General features: G+C 59.5%; 4 protein-coding genes. All 4 read left to right on the top strand.

Annotated elements, in window-relative coordinates; all coding sequences use genetic code 11:
- Positions 1 to 745: MCE family protein (locus ACJMNC_RS18195; RefSeq protein ID WP_408949352.1), on the top strand; the 745-nt coding region annotated here is incomplete at its 5' end.
- Positions 746 to 1,609 (top strand): MlaD family protein, encoded by an 864-nt coding sequence (locus ACJMNC_RS18200; RefSeq protein ID WP_408949353.1) that lies wholly within the window; start codon positions 746 to 748, stop codon positions 1,607 to 1,609.
- Positions 1,597 to 2,523, top strand: a complete 927-nt coding sequence (locus tag ACJMNC_RS18205; RefSeq protein ID WP_408949354.1) for an MlaD family protein — start codon at positions 1,597 to 1,599, stop codon at positions 2,521 to 2,523. The genes ACJMNC_RS18200 and ACJMNC_RS18205 overlap by 13 nt, the downstream gene beginning before the upstream one ends.
- On the top strand, positions 2,517 to 2,766 hold a 250-nt coding region (locus ACJMNC_RS18210; protein ID WP_408949355.1), incomplete at its 3' end, for an MlaD family protein. The genes ACJMNC_RS18205 and ACJMNC_RS18210, both read left to right, overlap by 7 nt.

A 2,766-nucleotide genomic window follows, 5' to 3' on the forward strand; every position in this document is an offset into this window, starting at 1 on the left:
CGACATCCGGTTGAGTCAGGGCATGGCGGTGAATTACACGTCCGCCAGCGCGCTGGGGCCGACGGCACTCGAGGTTGTCGACCCTGGGCGGGGAGCGCTCATCCGTGATGGTGGCAGTGTCTATGTGAGCAAGCAGCAGTCCGAACAAACTTCGGTATCGACCCTGATTCGAAAACTTTCCAAGCTGGTCAATGCTCTCGATCAGCCAGCGTTCAATTCTGTGGTGAAGTTTGTGGTCGACGATTCCCAAACGTTTGCCGACACCGGCAAACTCATGTTCCAGATCGCGCAGCTCACTCGGGACGTCCAACAGCGGCCAGTGGGCCAGGATTTGGCGATCGCGGCAGACCTGTCCGAGGGTGTTGCCGACTTCATGAAGCCGTTCATTCCGGGCATCCTCATGAACGTCGACATCGCGGACTTCTTCGCCACCGACGAGGCCATCAAACAGACCAAAGGCAACCTCAACGACACCGGCGAGGTCCTGTTCGGCGGACTCGGAGGACTGTTGAGCAAAAACTACCCGGCGTTGAGTTCACTACTGGACGTCGGCCTCGATTTGGCGAGGCCGGTCGCCAGATCGGCATCGGGGCTCGCGCGGACCGTTTACACCATCCCGCAGATCCTGGACAGCATCGACAAGGCCGCGCCACAGGTCGGGGAGCGAGTGCAACTTCAGGTCGCCCTGATAGTGCAGACCTCACCTGCGCTGCAGAGCGCGCTTGCAGCAGGAGGACCGAGGTAGATGAAGCTCAAGTCGTTAACTCCCACCATCATCAAGATCGTCGCGTTCACCGCAGTCATCGGCGTTCTCACCTACGTGATCATCGCCATCCTCGAACCCAGCTCGGACGGAGCGAGTTCTGAACGATCTGCGGTCTTCTCCGATGCATCCGGGCTCAAGCCTCGCGACGGTGTGCGGTCGGCAGGGGTCAAGGTCGGTTATGTGACGGCGATCGACCTGAAAGGGGCCACGGCGGTCGTTCATTTCCAACTGAACGACGACGTCACGATCACATCGAACACCACCGCCGCCGTGCGTTATCAGAATCTTCTGGGACAGCGATATGTCGAATTGATCGGTGCGGAACAGGGAAAAACACAGGGGGCACTCACACAGGTGGCGCTCGACAAGACTGTTCCCTCATTTGATGTGTCCACCTTGTTCAACGGGTTCAAGCCGGTGTTCGACACGCTTAACGCCAACGAGATCAATGAACTGCAGGCCAACTTGTTGCGCGTTGCTCAAGGTGATGGAAGGGGTATATCGCCTGTTCTCAAGCAGGTCGCCAACATCACCGCCTACGGGAACCAGCGGTCTGAGATCATCACCAATATTGTGACGAGTCTTGGCCAGGTCTCCGACCAACTCGAAGGCCGCTCAGCGGAGATGGTCGAACTCGTCGACAAGCTGGGATCGATCGTCGACGCCTTCAGCCGCGTGAGTGACCGGCTGCGAGAGTCGCTACGCGAGGTCAACCGGTCCATGTCGAAGACGGTCATCACCGGCGAGCAACTTGAGTCAACGTACGACCAGAGTTTCGCGACGATCTATCAGCGTCTGGCGCGAGAACCCGGGGAGTTATCGTCGCCGGTGTGGTGGTGGTGACGGTGGTGGTCGGTCTGGTGATCGCCGGGGCCGTGTATATCTCACCGCCCGGTCAAAAGGTGTACTCGGCCCAACTGGTCAACACCGGCGGGCTGGAGTCGGGTGATCAGGTGCGTATAGCGGGGATAAGACAAGGGAAGGTGTCGTCGGTGGACCTCACGGGAACGGTTATCACAGTCAAGTTCCGACTCGACGACTCGGTGTCGGTCCGTTCGGATGCTACCGCAGCGGTTCGCCTGATCACGCCGATCGGCGGGCGAGTTCTCGATCTGGACCCAGGGTCAGGACCGACCGCGCTGTCAGGGGCAATCCCCCTTGTTCAGACATCGAGTACCTACGACATCTCGAACACACTCGAGACGACGACGCCGGTGTTCCGTGATGTGAACGGCGTCGATCTCCGTCAAACTGCGTCGCTGCTGCAGAATGCGTTCTCCGACGGCAACACAAACATTCCCGACGCACTGAGGAACACCAGCAGTTTGATCGACCTTCTAGAGCGACAGTACGGTCAGCTCGACAAAACGGTCGCTCTATCGGATGAATACGTCAAAGCTTTCGCCGACCAAAAACAGGTGCTGGTCGACTTTCTCCGTCAACTCAGCTTCCTGGCCAGTACGCTGGGACCTGATATTCAAAACGTCCGCGACGGGTTCGACTATCTCAGGCGTCTGTTCAAACTTCTGACGAGGCCGCTCGTGGCGTACCGCGATGGGATCGAACCGTCCGTGCAACAGTTCAAGACGCTCCTGGACAAGGTGTCGACAGAGCTGCCGGGCTACTCCAACGCCCTGACACAGGTCGATCAGATCACTCAGCGCCTCGGCGTCCTCCTCCAGGCGCCGGTCGGTGCGCCGGCCACCCCAGAACCAGAGGTTCGTGTGTGCATTCCGAGTGGTGACGACAAATGCTGACCACCTGGGTCCGAAGACTGCTGCTCCTGATCGCCGTGGTGGTTGTGGTGGTCGCTGGTATCGGGATAGGGCGGACGGCGTCCGACGACACGCGCGCCCTGTGCGCAGAGTTCACCGATGCATCGGGCGTCTTCAAAGGCAACGCAGTCGCCATGCTCGGCAAGAAGGTGGGCAGCGTCGTCGGGGTGCACCAGAATGAAGGTCAGTCCGGTGTAAGGATCGACATGCGGATCGACAAGAGCG

Origin of the sequence: Gordonia sp. VNK21 (genome assembly GCF_046098115.1) — a bacterium.
Taxonomy (GTDB): domain Bacteria; phylum Actinomycetota; class Actinomycetes; order Mycobacteriales; family Mycobacteriaceae; genus Gordonia.

What these genes read in the sequence shown, in the direction of transcription:
- ACJMNC_RS18200 (WP_408949353.1), top strand. Translation starts at nt 746, where the DNA reads ATGAAGCTCAAGTCGTTAACTCCCACCATCATCAAGATCGTCGCGTTC.